The sequence below is a fragment of the Amphibacillus cookii genome (assembly GCF_016908375.1).
GTDB classification, from domain to species: domain Bacteria; phylum Bacillota; class Bacilli; order Bacillales; family Amphibacillaceae; genus Amphibacillus_C; species Amphibacillus_C cookii.
The window spans coordinates 161,679-180,940 of sequence record NZ_JAFBDS010000004.1 but is presented as its reverse complement, the minus strand read 5'-3'; the positions used below and the strand labels follow the sequence as shown (position 1 = coordinate 180,940).

11 protein-coding genes are annotated in these 19,262 nt (G+C 37.6%); 8 read left to right on the top strand and 3 right to left on the bottom strand.

The window, feature by feature from the left end:
- Nucleotides 1-110: 110 nt before the first annotated feature.
- The 3 genes from JOE23_RS07450 to JOE23_RS07440 form a co-directional block, all read right to left on the bottom strand.
- Nucleotides 111-2,408: a glycoside hydrolase family 3 N-terminal domain-containing protein gene (locus JOE23_RS07450; protein ID WP_204437147.1), complete on the bottom strand. Its 2,298-nt coding sequence runs from the start codon at nucleotides 2,406-2,408 to the stop codon at nucleotides 111-113.
- On the bottom strand, nucleotides 2,405-5,539 hold the full coding sequence (locus JOE23_RS07445) for an alpha-mannosidase (RefSeq protein WP_204437144.1): 3,135 nt from the start codon (nucleotides 5,537-5,539) through the stop codon (nucleotides 2,405-2,407). Before JOE23_RS07445 ends, JOE23_RS07450 begins: the two co-directional genes overlap by 4 nt.
- Before the next feature lie 271 nt (nucleotides 5,540-5,810).
- Entirely contained in the window at nucleotides 5,811-6,743 is a 933-nt protein-coding gene (locus JOE23_RS07440) for an ROK family protein (protein WP_204437143.1), read from the bottom strand.
- A gap of 529 nt (nucleotides 6,744-7,272) precedes the next feature.
- On the opposite strand from JOE23_RS07440, the gene JOE23_RS07435 reads away from it, so the two are divergent.
- The 8 genes from JOE23_RS07435 (at nucleotide 7,273) to JOE23_RS07400 (ending at nucleotide 19,257) form a co-directional block, all read left to right on the top strand.
- A complete protein-coding gene (locus JOE23_RS07435) occupies nucleotides 7,273-8,226 on the top strand; it encodes an ABC transporter permease (RefSeq protein ID WP_017471502.1) in 954 nt (317 codons plus the stop codon).
- Between the two features lie 13 nt (nucleotides 8,227-8,239).
- Nucleotides 8,240-9,148 carry a carbohydrate ABC transporter permease gene (locus JOE23_RS07430; RefSeq protein ID WP_338021905.1) on the top strand — a complete coding sequence of 303 codons (909 nt, stop codon included), beginning with the start codon at nucleotides 8,240-8,242 and terminating at the stop codon, nucleotides 9,146-9,148.
- A 104-nt stretch (nucleotides 9,149-9,252) separates the two neighbouring features.
- Nucleotides 9,253-10,863 carry an extracellular solute-binding protein gene (locus JOE23_RS07425; RefSeq protein WP_204437142.1) on the top strand — a complete coding sequence of 537 codons (1,611 nt, stop codon included), beginning with the start codon at nucleotides 9,253-9,255 and terminating at the stop codon, nucleotides 10,861-10,863.
- Nucleotides 10,864-10,938: 75 nt separating this feature from the next.
- On the top strand, nucleotides 10,939-14,058 hold the full coding sequence (locus JOE23_RS07420; RefSeq protein ID WP_204437137.1) for an alpha-mannosidase: 3,120 nt from the start codon (nucleotides 10,939-10,941) through the stop codon (nucleotides 14,056-14,058).
- 63 nt (nucleotides 14,059-14,121) lie between these two features.
- The gene (locus JOE23_RS07415; protein WP_204437136.1) at nucleotides 14,122-16,809 is read left to right on the top strand and encodes an alpha-mannosidase; all 2,688 of its coding nucleotides are present in this window, start codon (nucleotides 14,122-14,124) and stop codon (nucleotides 16,807-16,809) included.
- Between the two features lie 26 nt (nucleotides 16,810-16,835).
- Nucleotides 16,836-18,149, top strand: a complete 1,314-nt coding sequence (locus tag JOE23_RS07410) for a glycoside hydrolase family 125 protein (RefSeq protein WP_204437135.1) — start codon at nucleotides 16,836-16,838, stop codon at nucleotides 18,147-18,149.
- Nucleotides 18,146-18,331 (top strand): hypothetical protein, encoded by a 186-nt coding sequence (locus JOE23_RS07405; RefSeq protein ID WP_204437128.1) that lies wholly within the window; start codon nucleotides 18,146-18,148, stop codon nucleotides 18,329-18,331. The genes JOE23_RS07410 and JOE23_RS07405 overlap by 4 nt, the downstream gene beginning before the upstream one ends.
- A gap of 50 nt (nucleotides 18,332-18,381) precedes the next feature.
- Nucleotides 18,382-19,257 (top strand): TIM barrel protein, encoded by an 876-nt coding sequence (locus tag JOE23_RS07400; protein ID WP_204437127.1) that lies wholly within the window; start codon nucleotides 18,382-18,384, stop codon nucleotides 19,255-19,257.
- Nucleotides 19,258-19,262: the final 5 nt, after the last annotated feature.

Genomic DNA, 19,262 nt, shown 5'->3' with positions numbered 1-19,262 from the left:
GCTAATATTGTAACCACCATTCTTACGTACACAGTTAATATGACGCTCCTATACAGCAAGAACATTGCTACTTGAGATAAACGATTGTACGCTTTATGTGTTTATACAGTTTAATATATCGTTAATAATACGCTTTGACTTGCTAAAGAGCTATTGCCGACATACCATTCAATTCTTTTTGGTTCTAAAACATAGGCAAGGTCCTTGTTCCATGTGCACATATCTTCTTTACCTAAAGTGAAGGTATATGTTATTTTCTCTGAGGGTTTTAAAAATACTTTTTTAAATGCTTTTAACTCTTTTATTCGCGGTGTAATACTTGATTGTTGATCATGTCTATATAGTTGAATCACCTCTGATCCACTTACTTTACCAATGTTTTCAATCGACGTTTTGATGAAGACCTTGTTGCCTTGCTCTAATTCTCTAATGGATATACTTTCATTTGAGATTTCATCGATGCGTAGCTTAAATGTTGTGTAACTTAATCCATAACCAAATGGATAGAGTGGAGAAGTCGTTATATCATGATAATGCAACTGCTGTCCCAAGTCTTTTTTATTGTAGTACACAGGAAGTTGACTTGTGGAGCGGGGAATGGAAATAGGCAACTTCCCGCTCGGAACATTATGACCTAATAACGTACGGGCGATGGCTTCTCCCCCTTCTGCACCAGGATACCAACAGCAGAGAAGCGCATCACATGCTGTACTCATTCCCTCTACAGCGTAGGGTCTCCCTTGGACAAGCAGGCCAACAGTAGGTTTATTTAGTTTTTTAATTGCTTCTATTAATTCCTCTTGAACCCCCCCTAGCCTTAAATCAGCGACATCCATTCCTTCACCGCAGTCCATATCAACCGGTTGATCGTTAGGAAGTGCTGCCCCATTTTTATCGAAAGTAATATTAAAATCTCGAGAACTACTTCCACCAACAGCTAAGATCACTAAATCGGCGGCTTCTGCTGCAGCTAATGCTTCTGTAAAACCATCTTTACTTTGATCCAAAATGCCACACCCTTTACTATAAGTAATGGTTGCCTTAGGGTTAGCCATTTGAAGTGCTTCATAAATGGATTTAACTTTTCCATCTTGTTGAGTGGCTGTGTAATCGCCAAGCATGTTATATACTGAATCTGCATTTGGTCCAATTAAAGCAATGTTCTTTATTGATGGATTAAGTGGTAAAATAGCATTGTTTTTTAGTAAGACGAGTGATTCTTCAGCCACTTTTAAATTTTTATCTTTGGTTTTTGGGTGAATGACGGTTTCAATAGAGATAGGTTCATCGATATAACGGCTTTCAAATAGCCCAAACTCAAACTTTAATGTTAAAATGCGACTAACAGCTTTGTCTATAACCCTTTCATCGAGTAAATGAGCTTTCACGGCATCTTCTAATCTTGTAAAGCTTGTATCCCATAAACTTAGATCAACGCCTGCTTTTAGAGCTGTCGTAGCTGACTTTTCAAAGCTTCCAGTTAATATATTTAGCCGATCAATCGCAACACCGTCTGCCATTACAACACCATTAAAACCCAGCTGTTTTCGTAAAACATCATTAAGAAGATATTCACTTGCATGACATGGGATACCATCAATTTCATTATAAGCAGCCATACATCCTACTGCCCCAGCTTTACTACCAGCTTTCATACCAGGTAAATGAATGTCATGTAATTCGCGTAAGCCGATTGAAGCTGGTGCTGCATTAATGCCACCTTCTCCCGATCCTTGAGCGCTAAAATGTTTTAAGACAGCCCCAATTTGATGCATTGAAGATAGATTCTCTGAGAGCGTGCCTTGAAAACCTTTAACAGCAGCTTCTGTCATTTTAGCAGCTAAATAAGGGTCTTCACCAAAAGATTCTTCCGTCCGTCCCCATCTCGGGTCTCTTGCAATATCAAGAGTTGAAATCAGCCCCAGATGTGCCCCGCGCTTTCTAATCTCTCTAGCAATATCCGAATAAATATCTTGCATGAGTTCTGGATTCCAAGTTGAGCCACTACCAATATTAGTTGGAATGACAGTGCCATCTAGGGCCTGATGTCCGTGTGGGCACTCTTCTGAAAGTAAGGCAGGTATTTTTAATCGCGTATGCTTTTCTATATAGTCCTGTATTTTATTGGCCACTTTTGGACTGTCTAAAGCATTAATCCCATTCTTGTAAGTCTTTTTAGACCATGGATCTGCTCTAAATAAACCATATAGAGCCCCAATTCCTCCCCATTTCGCTACTTCATTTTTAAAAAGATTTGTCAATTCAAATGTGGAGTCATACTTTTTGTAACATTGCCAGCCATATAAATGCTGATTAAGCTGCCCTACCTTTTCTTTTAAGGTCATTTGTTTTAGTAAATGTTCAACACGTATTTTTGTCGGATAAGATTTATCAAGAAAGAGGGTCATTTTTGTTCCTCCTTCAACGTGAAGTAATAGGTTTTTATTTCATAAGGGTTTACCTCTACAGTTAATTGATTAGCCTTCATACCGATATATTCAGGATGTTCTTCAAGTAAATTAGTCTCATAAACTTGGTTAACATTAAAGTTCGGCTGTATTGTTAATTTGTTGCGCCCCCCTGTTGATTCATAGCAACGAACGACAACACCTTGTGAATTTTCAGCTGGTTTAACTGTATCTATAACTACATGCTCAGTATCCACGTCAATAAACGAACCTTTTGATGGTAAACTTCCAACATGGGATTCCGTCGATTTAATCACTACAGGTTGATTAAGCTCATGTCCTGCTCTGACAGTTAATCCTGATTTCCAGTCATTTTGATGCGGATAAAGTGAATAAGTAAAAGCATGTTTACCAATATCTGAATTAGGATCTGGCCATTTTGGTGCACGCAGCAATGATAGTCGAATGGTTCGATCTTTTATATCGTAACCATACTTAGAGTCGTTAAGTAAGCTTACCCCATAATTTGTGTCTGATAAGTCAGCAAAGCGATGACCACATACTTCAAATTGCGCTTGTTCCCAACTGGTATTCTTATGCGTTGGCCTTTCAATTGTACCAAACGGAATTTCATAAGTTGCTTTCTGTGTATAAATGTTAACTGGGAAAGCTACTTTTAGTAATTTATGCTCTTCTTTCCAATCCACATCGGTTCTAAAATCTATGCGTTTATTTACATGTGAAAAAATGATGTCTTGAGTCATCGTTGAATGTTCGAACGCATACGAAAATGTAATAATATCTTCTAATTCTGAACTTTGTTTAACGATAACATTTTCTAATGTCACTGAATCGATAGGGTATGAATCGTACTCAGGATCAATATCCCAAGCATCCCAATAAAGAGGCCGATCATGGTAAAGTTGAAATGAATTCATCGTTTTACCTTCTTGAACTAATTCACGGTTAGCCTCTTTATCAATTAATGAAACGATTTCACCGCCTTTATTCCATTTAACACGATAGAAAGGGGTTTCCCAATCTCCATTAAATGAAATCATTTCTTCACTAGCAACGTTTCGATGCTGATTCTCAACCAGATAAATAACTTTATAGCCGAATGCGGGAACATCTGTTACATTAATCGTTATTTCTATTTGATCATGATCTAGTGAACGAACAGTGTGTGTATACACCAGTCCTTCACTATCTTTAACTTGAATGGTCTGATGTTCTTTATTAACGTTAATCTTTATCATTGCGTCACGCGTCCATGAAAGACTATTAAAGATAACATATGGTTTTCCATCACTCCGAGTATCAATGAGAGCGGTAAGATAATCAATTGCTCGGTGTCTGATGGCCTTGCCAGCACTGATAATCTGATTATAATCAATAGTTGATTGCTCATAGACCTGTGGGATTGACGTTCCCGGGATAATATCGTGGAATTGATTAAATAACAATAGACGCCATTGATCGTATAAGGTTTTAAAGTCAGGCTGTAAGCCATTAAGCATAGCGAAAGTACTCCAGATTTCTGCTTCTCTATAGAGAAGCTCTGCTTGTCGGTTTGCTTTTTTATTGTAAGCTTGAGATGTATAAGTACCGCGGTGTAATTCGAGATACATATCACCTGTCCAACAAGGAAGCTGTGGTTTAGCTTCTTTAATATTATCGAAAAATTGATGTGCGGAACTGTTAACTATTTTCGGTAGTTCAGGTAAAGTATCAGTTACGTCTAGATAACTAATCATTTCTTTCGTTACGCCACCGCCTCCATCGCCATGTCCGTATAGTAACATTTGTTCGGGATGAACGTCTTTTTGCTTATAACTTTTCCAGTGATCAGCGATTTCTTTTGGATGCGTATATTCGTTAATACCATGATTTAAATAAGAAAGCACACGTGATCCATCTATTCCTTCCCAGTAAAAGAGGTCATATGGAAATTTGTTTGTATCATTCCAATTCATCTTTGTTGTCATGAAATATTCCATATCGGCTTTTTTTAAGATTTGTGGTAGTGATGCACAATAACCGAAAGTGTCAGGAAGCCACTCAATGCGTGGTTTAATGCCAAATTCGGTCTCATAGAAAGAGAGTCCATAAAGTAATTGACGTACGAGTGATTCTCCCGAAGGAATATTTAAATCTGGTTCAACCCACATCCCACCTACCAATTCAAATCGTCCACTTGAAATATGCTCTTTAACACGATTAAAGACATCAGGGAAATGTTCTTTTATATCAGCAAAAGCTTTAGGTTGACTCTGGGCATAAGTGAAATTAGTGTTTCTATCAAGTAATGTACTCATCGTTGAAAACGTACGACTGCATTTTCGAACAGCTTCTTTTGCTGGCCAAAGCCATGCTAGGTCAATATGAGATTGTCCAACCATATGAATGGTTCCACTGGAGGGTTTAGTTAATGCTTTCAATTGCGCTGTGAGTTGATCCGTTTGTTCTTTAATAAAAACGTAATCCGACCATTTATTTGCTTCGATATTTTCATTTTGATTTGCAAATTGATCCAGCACTTGAAAAATTTCTATTCTAGTCATGTGATTTTCAGGCAATAAAGCGATGGATTCTAAGTAAGTTCTAAGTAAGAAAATAAGCTTTTCTAATGGTTTATTTCTAGCGATGAGTCTATTATTTATTAGATATAAATCGGCTGGATGATGTTCTGCCGGTTCGTTCTGTTCGTTTAAGTGGTCTTTTGCTTGAGCAATGGGTTGATAGAGCTCTACAGATAAATGAATCGTTGATGACTCACTTTTTGGTAAAGGAACATAATCACGATTACGATCAATACCGTGATAGGGCTTTCCGTTTATAGATACAAGTGCTTCATGAAGTGTTCGTTGAGCTGGATTCCCAAACGTTAATTGCAAACCAAAATCGGTTTGATCCCAATGTTCAGGTATCCTTACTTCCTGTTCCATAAATAATGTTTCACCAGATTTAATTAAATAGTCACCTGTTTGAATGGAGAGGCGATCTTCTAGGGTAGAGTAGTGACTTGGTTGAATATATATTGATCGTTTACTTTTCCATGATGCGAGTTCAATAAAATCACTAATAACTAAATGTGATAATTTTTTAATAAATCTATTTAATCGTTGCATTAGTAGATCCCTACTTTCATGTCAATGAGCTTGTAAGTGATACAAAGCTCTCAAATTTTTCGTGCGATTTTAACGTTTTAATAGTGCAGCTCCTGGTCTATCATTAAGTTACCCTCACCATTAGTGATGCTTCGATCTGAAGTCCCCGCACACTTTCATCAGCATCTGTTTGATCATAGTCATACAGTCGGTAAGTAACATCCGAGTTTTGATTAATTGATTCCCGCCTCAAGTACGCTTTTTAAATATAGGTAAAAGCAAAAGAGGCGAACTAAACACTGTATTCCTTCTGCTTGGTATGTAGAACTAGAGCAGCTGCACCAATTACACCTGCATTCTGCTCAAGTGCTGCAGGAACGATGGCAGTTTCACGATTATCAGGATTTAAAGTGTATTGTTGAACATAGTCACGAATGGGATCAAATAAACTGTCGCCAACTTTTGATACCCCCCCACCAATAATGATTTTATTAGGTTCAAAGGTGTTGATTAAGGTGACGCAAGCAGCACCTAATGTTTGAAAGACTGAATCAAGATAAGAAATGATCTCGTTATGGTTTGACTGATATAATGAAAAGACTTCTTTAGTTGCTAATGGTTTCCCAACAATTTTCGATCCTTCCCTAGCAATAGCTGTACCAGAGGCAATGTGCTCCAAACAGCCTCGTTGACCACAAACACATTGACCAAATGCAGGGTTTATGACGGTATGACCAAAGTCGCCAGCATTTCCTTTAGCACCAGTTAATAATGCATTGTTTGTATATATGCCTGCCCCAATGCCAGTACTAATGGTTAAATAAATAAAATCAGATTCTGACTGACCTGCACCAAGCCACTTTTCAGCTAATGCAGCGGCACTTGCATCATTTTCAAAAAAGATAGGGAGATTGAAATGTTTTTTCATCTCAGCCACGATAGGTACATTTCGCCATTGTGGTAAGTTTGGTGGGTAAGTAATCACCCCTTTTTTTGTATTAATAGGTCCAGGAGCGCCAATTCCGATACCTAAAATTTCACTTAATGCAGTATGTGCTCTGTCTAATAGTTGTAAGGTGTGTTGATAAATTTGTCCAATCATCTTTGTTGGTTTTATTGATTGATCAGTTGGAATCGTTTTTGTAGCTAGTAGTTCTCCTTCAATGGATATTAATCCAATTGCAATTTTTGTACCTCCAATATCAATCCCAATTATTTTAGTCAATTTAAATGACCTCCTCTGTATGCTTTGATAAAACGAACCTTCAATCTGTGGGCGGAGGGCTACAGGACGTGGCGGTCTTAGTCTGTAAGCCTTCTTAAAGATGTGGCGGTTTTAGTCTACGATCTTACCCGCCTAAATAGATTTAGCTCTGTTCTCTATTTTGAGGTGGGTGTGTGATAAATGAAAACGCTTAAAGAGAACCTTTATTTAACTCTATAAGTCTATTGGATAGAGTACAATATGTTGAATCGGCAAATTCTTGTCTTTATAAAATCCTGCACCTGTAAATCATAAGAAAGTATGTATCAAGTTCTTTGTAAGGGCTTTCTATTATTACATACTGGTCAAAAAAAACACAGATATTCCTTTTGAAACCCTTGTTATTAGTGAATTCTTAAAAGCGTATTAGATGGAAAAGAACAATAAAGAAAATCAACATATTGCAACAATTATTGTATACGCTTACATTTAAGTTAGAAAAGCAAAGGCAAGGAAAAGAAAAACGAAAAAGGTTTAGGAGGCTTTAATTATGAAAGAAGTTGTGCCACCCATATCCCCAGCAACGGTTATTGGGAATAAAAAAAAGAAAAACAGAAAGATAATACAAAATTGGCAGCTATACTTATTTATTTTGCCAACCGTTCTATACTTCATAATATTTAAGTACATACCAATGTATGGGATTCAAATTGCATTTAAAGATTACGTTCCTACATTAGGGTTTACTGGAAGTGAATGGGTAGGTTTCGAACATTTTACTCGTTTTTTTAATTCCTATTATTTTTGGGATCTCATTAAAAATACATTAGGTATTAGCATTTACGAGTTAGCTGTAGGCTTTCCGTTACCGATTATACTAGCTTTACTGCTTAATGAGGTTAAAGATAGTGTTTATAAGCGAACGGTTCAAACCGTAACGTATGCCCCACATTTTATTTCGGTAGTTGTCATTGCGGGTATGATTATTGCATTTTTATCTCCAACAACAGGTATTATAAACAGTTTTATTCAATTGCTTGGATTTGAACCTATTTCATTTATGAGCGATCCCAAATGGTTTAAAACCGTTTATGTATTTTCAGGCGTATGGCAAAGTACAGGATGGGGAACGATCATTTACTTATCAGCCCTCTCAGGTGTAGATCCACAACAACATGAAGCAGCTATTATTGATGGGGCCACACGTTTACAACGTATTTTCTACATTAATATACCGACTATTATTCCAACCATGACGATCCTTTTAATTATGAACCTAGGTAATATTATGGCAATGGGTTTTGAAAAGATTTTACTTCTACAGAATCCTTTAAATAAATCTGCATCTAATGTGATTGCAACATTCGTTTATGAAACGGGTTTATTAGACACTCAATACAGCTTTGCGGCAGCAGTTGGTCTATTTAATGCTGTAATTAATGCGGCACTTCTAATTACAGTTAACTATATTGCTAAGAAAACAAGCGAGACAAGCTTATGGTAAGGGGGGCGTTATAGTGGATATTAATAAAATTAACGAAACGAAAGCAGATAAAATGTTTATGGGTTTTGTTTACTTTGCTTTAACCTTTGCATTAATCGTTGTACTTTACCCGTTAATATACATCATAAGCGCATCAATTAGTGACCCTGCAGCTGTTAACTCAGGAGAGATGTGGTTGTGGCCGAAAAATGTTACTTTAGAAGGTTACCGAATTATATTGCAAAATGATGCTATTTGGCGGGGCTACATCATGACTATATTTTATACGGTGTTCGGTACAATGATTAACTTAGTCTTTACGATTCCTACAGCATATGCATTATCAAGGAAAGACTTTTATGGTCGTCGTATCTTTACGATCATGTTTGTTTTAACTATGTTTATTGACGGTGGTCTTATTCCGACATATTTAGTTGTTAGGAATTTAGGGTTAATTGATACAGTGTGGGCAATGGTGTTACCAAATGCTGTAGCATTATGGAACATTATTATTACACGTGTTTATTTCCAGTCAACCATTCCTAGAGGGCTCGAAGAGGCAGCGACAATTGATGGAGCCTCAAACTTTAAATTATTCATCAAAATTATTCTTCCACTATCAGCTCCAATAATTGCTGTTATGGCTTTGTTCTATGGTGTAGGCCATTGGAACAGCTACTTTAATGCTTTGATTTATTTATCCGATCGAAGCTTATATCCGCTTCAATTAGTTTTAAGAGAAATTTTAGTATTACAAGAGATGTCATCCAACAATCTGAACATGTCGGGTCAAGTGGCTGAGTTCCTTCACAGTCAGCAGCAACTAGCTGCCATTATTAAATATGGTGTCATGATTGTATCAACATTACCCATTATCGCTGTTTATCCATTCTTGCAAAAGTACTTTGTTAAAGGGGTAATGATTGGTTCGATTAAAGAATAAAACAAAAAATGTATGTGGTTAAGGAGGTGATTATTACATATTCAAGTAAGACCTTTTTACAAATAGTGAAATGCACTTTAAAGCAGATTGAGAGGGGTAAAAAGATGAAGAAATTAATGCTGTTTTTCGTACTCGTTTTTATAGGATTGACCATTGTTGCATGTGGTTCTGATGACGAATCAGGAAATGGAAATGATGCGTCAAGCAATGAAGAAACAGGTAGTGAAGGTGTAAATAAAGAAGGCTTTCCGATTGTTGATGAAGAAATTACGCTATCTTTAATGGCCCCAGGTACAGGTATTGAAGAGTGGGATAATATGGTTACTTTACAGCAATACTCAGAAATGACAAATATTAATTTTGACTATATTACACCACCAATGAGTGATTTTCAGACGCGTTTAAACTTAGCGTTTGCTAGTCAGGATCTTTCTGATATTATCTTTGCGGCAGGTACAGGTAATTTAACGCCTGGTATGGAAGTGGACTACGGACGCCAAGGTGTATTAATACCATTAAACGATCTCATTGATGAATATGCACCAAACTTACGTGCATTAATGGATGAAAACCCAGAGATTGAGCGTTCAATAACCACACCAGATGGTAACATCTACTCACTACCATTTATCAATAATCACCCAACTGCCGTCTGGCCACGTGGTCCATTATGGTATAAAGGAGATTGGCTACAAAATCTAGGTGTTGAAGAATTGCCGAAAACGGTTGATGAGTTCTATGATCTACTTGTTCGTTTCAGGGATGAAGATCCAAATAATACAGGACAAGATGACACCATTCCTCTAACGGATGTTCAAATGAATAGTAGTCGTGCTTGGTTGATGGCTGCTTTTGGTATGAAAGAGTGGGGTATTGAGGAACATGATGGTGAAGTAAGGTATGCACCATCATCCGAAAACTATAAAGCATATTTAGAATTTATGAATCGATTATATGAAGAAGAATTACTTGATCCAGAGACATTCTCTCAAGCAGATGAACAAAAGAAAGCAAAAGGGCAAGAAAACCGTATTGGTCTATTCCCCGACTGGTTCTCATTCTTTACAACAGGTCAAAGTGAAGAAGAAGCAATTGAAAATCCAATGTTCCAACCATTAACAAGCGATGTATCACCCGAACTTATTGTACCAGGTAACCCAGGGATTTCACGTGGTACTTTCTCAATTACAAGTTTAAATGAACATCCAGAAGCAACGATGCGTTGGATTGATTACTGGTATTCAACAGAAGGGCGCGACTTCTTTGATAAAGGGCCAGAAGGTTATATTTGGGAATTGGGAGAAGATGGCATGCGCGTTCCATTAGATCCGCCAGAAGGCTATGACTCTTCTGAAGACTACCGGGCGACATTGACACCAGCTTATGGTATTACAGCACCAATGTTAGGAGATTTAGTTGAAAATGAACCGCGCTCTGACTTTGAACTGTTTATATTTTCAGAAACTGAAGCAAAAATCACGCCATATGCTGAAACACCATTCCCACTGGTTTATTTAACTGATGACGAGCAAAGTACTGTCAATACAATTCAACAAGATTTAAACTCATATGTTGAACAAATGGAAGCACGCTTCATTACCGGTGTTGAGCCCTTATCAAATTGGGATGATTATGTACAAACAATTGAAAGTATGAATCTTGAAGAATACGTTCAAATTCATCAAGAGGCATATGATCGCTGGGCACAAAATTAATTAATAATAGTCAAGTTAATCAAGGCTCGGAAGTGTATATTCGAGCCTTGATCCTTAAGTAAAGGAGGATGTCTGTTGTTTTTTACAATTGATAAATTAAATAATCGGATTCAAGAGATAAATACATACCGTTATCGGAACATAAAACCTATTGAAAGCTGGCGATTTACTGAAGATAGGGAAGCAAATATTGGACAATATCCGATCGGTGAAACAGCTGAGACTGTTACGGTAAAGCTTGGTGATCACTGGAAAGGACGCGACTTATATGCTTGGTTATCCCAGACTGTAAGTGTTCCAAAGGCGTGGGAAAACCAGCGCATTGTTGGTTTATTTGATTTTGGACAAACCGGTGGAGGAAACAATTCTGGATTTGAATCTTTGTTATTTGTCAATGATCAGCTTTATCAAGGTGTTGATTCAAATCACAAAGAAATTTTCTTTAAAGACGTGGCTGGTGAAGTGTTAAAGCTTGATTTTCGTTTGTGGAGTGGTCTAGAGGGTGGCGGTGCACCACGCGAGCAAGAATATCAGTTCAAACAGGCAGCAATAGCATACCTAGACCATCAGGTTGACCAACTTTATTTTGATGCTTGGACAGCTATTGAAACGATAAAAACCTTAGATGACCATGTCCCTGTTAAACAACAATTAACCCAAGCATTAGATGATGCATTGAAACAAGTTAATTGGCTAAATAAAGGGTCAGATGCATTTTATGATTCGCTATACGATGCTCAAGGATTATTAGAAAAAAGGCTTCAAGACATCGGCAAACAGAGTGATGTTATTTACCGTAGTGTAGGTCATACACACATAGATGTGGCGTGGTTATGGCAACTAAAACATACGCGCGAGAAATCAGCCCGTTCTTTTTCAACTGTATTAAGGTTGATGGAAGCGTATCCCGAATATTTATTCTTACAAAGTCAACCGCAATTATATGAGTACATCAAAGAGGATTACCCCGAACTTTACCAAGAAATCAGAGAACGGATTGAAGAAGGACGCTGGGAAGCTGATGGTGGAATGTGGCTTGAGTCTGACTGTAATATTCCTTCTGGAGAATCACTCGTTCGTCAAATAATGCTTGGGAAACGCTTCTTAAAAAATGAGTTTGGTAAGGACAGTACGTTCCTATGGTTACCAGACGTGTTTGGTTATAGCTGGGCCCTGCCACAGATTCTGAAAAAATCAGGTATTGATTCCTTTATGACAACGAAAATTAGTTGGAGTCAGTATAACAGAATGCCTCACGATACCTTTAAGTGGCGAGGTATTGATGGAAGTGAAATTTTGACACACTTTATTACGACAATTGAGCCCTGGCCTGAATCTCGATACTACACGTACAATGGCTACTTGGAGCCAAAGGTATTACAAGAAACGTGGAAAGAATATAAAGATAAGCCACTGAATAACGAGTTGTTACTATCATATGGTTATGGCGATGGTGGCGGTGGTGTAAACCGTGCGATGTTGGAGATTCAGCGTAGTATGGGTAAAATGCCAGGGTTACCACATATTAAGCCTTCGCGTGCTAAGGACTTCTTTGACCAATTGCACAAGACTGTAGATGAAAGCGATGCGTATGTGCACACCTGGGATGGTGAGCTTTATTTAGAATTTCACCGAGGGACATATACCTCTCAAGCTTACATGAAAAAAATGAACCGTAAGCTTGAACTACTTTACCGTGATACAGAGTGGTTAAATGTTTGGCGAATGATTGAGCGTAATCAGTACGATCGGTATCCGAACGCACAGTTAACGAAAGGATGGAAAACCATTTTACGCAATCAATTCCATGATATTATTCCAGGCTCTTCAATTAAAGAAGTATATCAAGACGCAAAGGCCGAATATGAAGAAGCAGAAATAATTGCACTTACTTCATTAAAAGATGCACAAAACGATCTTCTTGAAAAAAATGCACAAGCCTATACTATCTATAATAGTTCATCATTTGTAAGAGATGCACTTGTTGATATTTATGATGAACATGAACCTTCTGGTTACTGGACAGATCAGAATAATGCCTTACTTGATGCACAGTATTCAGAAGGTAAATGGGTGGTACATGCGGAAGATATTCCGATTTTCGGTACAAAAACGATTGCTTTTCATAAAGGCAAATCACCAATAGATGAAGCTGCTACCTTTGATGTTGATAAACAGAGCTTATCAACGCCGTTTTATGATATTGCTTGGGATGAAACAGGTCAGTTAATAAAGATTTTTGATAAGATGGCTAATCGTTCCGTATTAAAGGAAAATGAAAAAGGTAATACATTACAAATATTTGAAGATAAGCCGTTGATGTTTGATGCTTGGGATATTGATATTTTTTATCAAGAAAAAGGTGAAGTCGTTACTGATCTTCGTTCAGTTGAGGTCGTTGAGTCTACCGACTTACGCATCATTATTTCTTTCACTTGGCATTATAACAAGTCTGTGATTACACAACGTATGGTTGCTTACAAGCATGATCGACGCCTTGATTTTGAAACAGACGTAGATTGGCAAGAGCGCCAACGCTTCCTAAAAGTAGCTTTTCCAGTTAATGTTCGTCACAGGGAGGCAACATATGACATCCAATTTGGAAATGTTACGCGACCAACACATTGGAATACAAGTTGGGACTGGGCCCGCTTTGAAACAGTAGGACATCAATGGGCTGATTTATCAGATGCCGGCTATGGTGTAAGCTTAATCAATGATTCGAAATACGGTTACGACATTAAAGATCATGTGATGCGTTTATCACTACTTAAAGGCGCCACATACCCAGATCCAGATAGTGATCTTGGCGAGCATACCTTTACTTACTCACTTTACCCACATGAAGGAGATTGGCGCCAAGGACAGACTGTATTTACAGCGTGGGAACTAAATAATCCATTGGTGGCTACTAAAGGATTAGCATCCGCAAAATGCAATCAATTATTTGAAGTCGCCAATGACCATATTATGGTTGATGCAGTTAAAAAAGCAGAAGATAGAGCTGCCATTATTATTCGTATCCATGAATTTGAAGGGAAATGTGGACCTATAGCAATAAAGTCACCTTATGTATTCAAATCTTATCAAGAAGTGAATTTAATGGAAGAACCGATTGGCGAATGGCATGAAGAAGAAAGTATTAAAGATGTGATAAACCCATATGAAATAAAAACATATCAAGTCTTTTTCTAGAAAATAACGATAGAGTACGTGCGTACTCTATCTCTTACATAACTGAAAAGCGAGGGAATCGATATGTCAAAAAAGAAAACGATCCATATCATCTCACATACTCACTGGGATCGCGAGTGGTATTTACCTTATGAAAAACATCATTATTTATTAGTTCAAACGATCGATCAATTGTTAGACACTTTAGCAACTGATCCTAACTTTAAAAGCTTTCATTTAGATGGTCAAACAATTATTCTGGAAGACTATTTACAAGTTCGTCCAGAGAAAAGAGAACAAATTAAAACGTTTATTGAGGAAGGACGGATTCAAGTTGGACCATGGTACATTCTTCAAGATGAATTTTTAACAAGTAGTGAAGCGAATGTTCGCAACCTACAATACGGCATGAGAGACGCTCGGAAATGGGGTGGGTTAAGCAAAATAGGATATTTTCCTGACTCTTTTGGAAATATCGGTCAAGCACCACAAATTTTGAAGCAAGCAGGTATTAGAACAGCCGCATTTGGACGTGGTGTGAAGCCGACCGGATTTAACAATGCGGTCATTGATGCAGATGAATATGAATCGCCTTATTCAGAAATGAAGTGGCAATCGCCAGATGGAACAGAAGTGACAGGTATATTGTTTGCAAATTGGTACTGCAATGGTAATGAAATTCCGGTAGATGAGGAGAAGGCTCGTAAATACTGGAAGCAACACATTAAAAATTTAGAGAAGTTTGCTTCGACTAGTCAGATGTTGATGCTCAACGGTTGTGATCATCAACCGATTCAGACAAACTTATCTGAAGCTATTGAAGTCGCCAATCAGCTTTATCCAGATTATCAATTTATCCATTCGTCATTTAACGAATATGTTGAATCGCTTGAAAAAGAATCAAGTAGTGAACTGAAAGTAGTCAAAGGCGAATTACGCTCACAAAAAACGGATGGTTGGGGAACCTTAGTTAACACGGCTTCATCGCGTGTTTATCTAAAACAGATGAATCAAAAGGTACAGACGCTACTAGAAAAAATAGCAGAACCACTAGCAACTTTTTGTTACTTACATGATGAGCATTATGACCACGATTTATTTAGCTATGCATGGAAAACATTGATGCAAAATCATCCGCATGACAGTATTTGCGGGTGTAGTGTGGATGAAGTACATGATGAAATGGTCACACGCTTTAAAAAGAGTGAGCATTTCACTGAGATGATGATTAATCAGAGCGTAGAGCATTTAGTTTCAGCAATTGACACAAGTGTATTTAAACATGATGAGCCTGTATATCCTTTTGTTGTTTTTAATACGACAGCAACAAACAAAACAGAAGTCACAGAGGTCATAATTGATCTCGCTAGACAGTACTATCGCGATGGTGTCAATAAGAAGGCGTTACAAGCAATCGATTGTGAGGGCTATATCGTTATTGATGAAGCAAATAATAAATATCCAGTTGCCATTAAAGATCATGGCTTAGTTTTTGATTATGACTTGCCCCTCAATCAGTTTAGACAACCTTATATGGCACGACGAGTAACGGTTCGTTTTGAGACGAGAGACTTACCTGAGTTAGGCTATAAGACTTTTGCTTTAATTAAAGGTGAAACGTCAAACAACACGTTAGTTATAGGGAAACAAAGGATGGAAAATAAACACCTTATTGTAGACATTTTAGATAATGGTTCCTTTAATTTAACGGACAAGCAAAGTGGTCATTGCCATGAAGGCTTAAATGTTTATGAAGATACAGGTGATATTGGAAATGAGTATATGTATAAAGCAACAAGTGACTGTATTGCATGTACTACAGAAAACGAAACAGCAACAATTGAACTAATTGATGATACACCTGTTTCAGCAACTTATAAAGTGACACATCATTGGTCATTACCAGAAGGTGCAGCAGATACGTTAGATCACGAACAACGAGAATGGGTTTGGTTTACAAATCGCGATTCAGACCGTGCCTTAAAAGAAGTTGCTTTTACGATAGAAACCATGATTACGTTAACATCAACAAGCAAGTATGTCGATGTTAAAACAAACTATAATAACACGGTAAAAGATCATCGTCTTCGTGTTCTTTTTCCGACAAAGGTCAAAGCTAATTATCATTACTCAGATAGTGTATTTGAAATAGCTAAACGCTCAAATAAACCGAGTGAGCAATGGGAAAATCCAGATCATTCACAACACCAGCAAGTATTTGTCGACTTAAGTGATGAAAACCAAGGACTTTGTATTGCCAACAAAGGGTTAAATGAGTATGAAATCTTGCAGGAAGAACAACAAAAAATTGCGATTACGTTACTTCGTGCTGTTGGTGAAATGGGCGATTGGGGCTATTTCCCAACACCGAAAGCGCAGTGTTTAGATGAGCAAATGGTTGAATATCGGATTATCCCACATGGCGGGGGAAAGGAGCGCTTTAAAGCCTATCAAACAGCATACCAATTCCAAGTACCATCCGTAGCAAAAGAAACGAAAATACAGACGGGTACATTGCCAACGTCACATTCATTTATTCAATTGAGACAGAATGAAGCACTCAGCTACTCATCATTAAAAGTTTCAGAAGAAACGGGTGATGTGATGTTGCGATTTGCAAATTTGGATGAAAAATCTAATAAACTAACACTTAATACGGCACTTGATTGTTATCGAAGTGATGTCATTGAACGTCAACATGATCTGCTAGTTACAAAACAAGTTGAGTTAGTTGGTTTTGAGATTCTTACTGTGGGTATAAGACCTAAATAACAAGACAAGAAATGAGGGGGAAAAACATGAATGAGGGCATACCGGAATCGATGCAATCGTTGATCGAAAAAGTGAAAGCGCATTATCAAGATAACCCGAAAATTGGACGGATGTTTGAGAAAGCTTTTAAGAATACGTATGAGACAACAATTCGAGAAGATGGAGATAAAACGTTTGTTATTACAGGAGATATCCCTGCGATGTGGCTAAGGGATTCTGCTGCGCAAGTACGTCCTTATTTAGTTTTGGCTGAAAAAGATCTTACGTTTGCAAGGCTTGTTGCGGGTGTAGTTCGACAACAATTTGAATTCATTAAGCATGATGTATATGCAAATGCATTTAACCAAGAGCCAAATGGAGAGCGATATCATGATGATGAAACGGAAATGACAGATTGGATGTGGGAGCGAAAATATGAAATTGATTCACTTTGCTACCCTATTCAATTAGCTTATCTCTATTGGAAATCAACAACAAAGACAGATGTATTTAATGATGTATTTGTAGAAGCAGTGAGAAAAATTATTAAGACGTGGAAAGTTGAACAACATCATGAAGAACAGTCAGCTTATTACTTTAGGCGAGATAATTGTCCAGAACAGGATACGCTATCTCATGAAGGTAAAGGGGCATCTGTGCAATATACAGGTATGACTTGGAGCGGTTTCCGACCAAGTGATGATGCTTGTCAATATGGCTATTTAATTCCGTCAAATATGTTTGCAGTTGTTGTGTTGGGTTATTTAGCCGAAATTGCAGAAGCGGTCTTAAGCGATTCTGAGTTAAAAGAGGAAGCCTTAAACCTAGCCCACGAAATAGATGAGGGTATAAAAAAATTTGGCGTTGTGCATCACCCTAAGCATGGTGTTATTTACGCTTATGAAACCGATGGTTATGGTCGGCATGTGTTGATGGATGATGCAAATGTGCCCAGTTTGCTATCAATACCTTACTTAGGCTATACAGATATAACTGATCCCATTTATCAAAATACGAGGCGCTTCTTATTAAGTAAGGACAATCCTTATTACTATGAAGGGACAATTGCTAAAGGTATTGGTAGTCCACATACACCATCTTCTTATATTTGGCATATGGCATTAGCGGTTCAAGGTATGACAGCAATTGATGAAATAGAACGCGAACGATTACTTGAGGTATTTAAAGAAACAGATGCAGGTACAGAGTTAATGCATGAAGGATTTCATGTAGATAACCCATCCCAATTTACGCGCCCTTGGTTTTCTTGGGCAAACATGATGTTTAGTGAATTTCTGTTAATGAAAATGGGCGTAATCGTAAAAGACAGCCCATTGGCAAAACAGAAATGGGCGATGTGAGGGATCAAATCTTAGTTGAAGATTATCGAAATAATGGGTTGGAAAATAAGGATCTTGGTCACATTTGTGCTATTGCAGATCAATTTTTAAGAGATATCTATTATGAAAACGAAGTGACACTTCAACGGTTGGATCGTAATAGCAAAGTATCATTATTGAATGATAATGATGAAGTAGTGTAGAAAAACGTGTATGCTTTCATTTACAACATATTAAATAAAGGAGTGAAAATGTGAAAATTGGATTAAGCACATACAGTTTGCTGGACGCAATGAATGCAGGTGAGATGGATATTCTTGATGTGGTTACATGGATTAAAGAAACTGGATTTGATCATATGGAAATCGTACCCTATGGCTTTAGCTTAGTAGATAATTTACAGCTTGCTGACCGAGTGCGTGACAAAGCCAAAGAGCTTGGCCTTGACTTATCTAATTATGCATTACCAGCTAACTTTGTTCACGACACGCGTGAAGCGTTCTTGGCAGAAGTAGACAGGTTAAAGCAACATGTTGATCTACTTCATCGCATGGGCATTAAACATATGCGTCATGATGTCACCTTATTCACCTTACCGAAAGAGAAGCGAACAATAAGCTATTTCGAAGCTAATTTAGATCAAATTATTGAAGGTAGTCAGTTGTTAGCTGATTATGCTAAACAATTTGGTATCACGACGACAATCGAAAATCATGGTATGGCTGTTCAACATAGTGATCGTGTTCTCCGTGTCCTTGAGAAAGTAAATCGAGAGAACTTTAAAGCGACATTAGATGTCGGTAACTTTCTTTGTGTTGATGAAGATCCACTTGTCGGTATTAAAAAATTATTACCTCATGCTTCGTTAATTCACTATAAAGATTTTTATCGCAAACCATACTATGAACCACCGGTAAATGGGAAGTGGTATGACACAGCAAGTGGAAATTATATTAGGGGAGCCATTGTTGGACAAGGTGACTTAAATTTAGTTGAGGCGACAAAGCTAATTAAACAATCAGAATATGATGGTTATATTACGTTAGAGTTTGAAGGCATGGAAGAATGTCGAATGGCGAGTCGACTAGGACTGGAGTACCTAAACCATCTATGCGAGATAATAGAATAGGAGGG